The following is a 1313-nucleotide window of genomic DNA, read 5'->3' as shown; positions in this document are numbered from 1 at the left end:
CCCGGCTTTGCCGGAGGCTCATTGGTTTAAGTTACGCGGCCAATTCTAAAGTGTCGAGGGCAGCGTAGTAGAGTTGTTCGGCCTCGGCTGGTGGGATGTTGCCAATGGGTTCAAGAAGCCTTCGGTGATTGAACCAATCTACCCACTCAAGCGTTGCGAACTCGACGGCCTCGAAGTTTCGCCAGGGTCCTCGCTTATGAATGACTTCGGCCTTGTATAGCCCGTTGATGGTTTCAGCCAGGGCGTTGTCGTAGGAGTCGCCTACACTTCCTACAGAGGGTTCGATCCCGGCTTCAGCCAGACGTTCGGTGTATTTGATTGAAATATATTGGCTGCCCCGATCGCTATGGTGCACGAGCCCGCCGCGGTGGGCAGGCTGGCGCTGATGTATGGCCTGTTCGAGCGCGTCCAGTACGAAACTGGCATGCGCCGTTCTGCTGACGCGCCAGCCGACGATGCGGCGCGCAAAGGTGTCAATTACGAAAGCCACGTAGACGAAGCCTTGCCATGTGGCCACGTAGGTAAAGTCTGACACCCAAAGACAGTTCGGGGCCGGCGCGCGAAACTGCCGGTTTACATGATCCAGCGGGCACGGCGCCGCCTTATCAGAAACCGTTGTACGAACGGGCTTTCCGCGGATGACACCTTGCAAGCCCAAGGACCGCATCAACCGTTCGACAGTGCATCTGGCGATACCATATCCCTCCCGCTTCATCTGTCTCCAGACTTTACGGACGCCATAGACTTCGTAGTTCTCGGCAAATACACGCGCCACCTCGGGCTTGAGCTCGATATCCCGGCGAGCCCTTGCTGACAGGCGCTCCGGATCTCGGCGGCAGGCAACGTGTGCGTGATATGTGGATGGGGCGATTGGCAGAACTCTGCAGATCGGCTCGACCCCGTAGGTATCCCTGTGATCGTCAAGAAAGGCGATCATCGCTTGAATGGGCGGTCGAGCTCCGCCTGGGCGAAATATGCGCTGGCTTTGCGCAGGATCTCGTTGGCCTGCCGCAGTTCCCGGTTCTCTCGTTCAAGCTTCTTGAGCTTCTCGCTCATGTCGCTCGGCACGCCAGCACGCTGACCATTGTCGACTTCGGTCTTCTTGACCCACTCGTTCAACGTCTGCGCCGTACAGCCAATCTTGCCTGATATCGACAACAGCGCCGACCATCGTGAAGGGTAATCGCCCTGATGATCGAGAAACATCCGCACAGCGCGTTCGCGGACTTCAGGTGAAAACTTGTTCGTCGTTTTGTTCATAGTAGCTCCATCTTCTCAGAAGTTGGAGCCTCCGGCAAAGCCGGGGCGGTTCA

General features: G+C 57.5%; 1 protein-coding gene and 1 other annotated feature. The gene reads right to left on the bottom strand.

What is annotated here, in order from left to right:
- Positions 1 to 31: 31 nt before the first annotated feature.
- Positions 32 to 1260, bottom strand: a protein-coding gene (locus PQU92_RS18735) for an IS3 family transposase (protein ID WP_272749817.1) whose coding sequence is annotated in 2 segments (ribosomal slippage) — positions 32 to 969 and positions 969 to 1260 — 1230 coding nt in all. Because the reading frame shifts where the segments join, the coding sequence is not laid out codon by codon here.
- Positions 863 to 979, bottom strand: a sequence feature (AL1L pseudoknot). It overlaps the preceding gene by 117 nt.
- Positions 1261 to 1313 lie beyond the last annotated feature (53 nt).

The sequence above is a fragment of the Asticcacaulis aquaticus genome, assembly GCF_028550415.1.
In the GTDB taxonomy this organism is placed as follows: Bacteria; Pseudomonadota; Alphaproteobacteria; order Caulobacterales; family Caulobacteraceae; genus Asticcacaulis; species Asticcacaulis aquaticus.
Note: the sequence above shows the minus strand (reverse complement) of the source record. Positions and strands in the feature narration are given on the sequence as shown.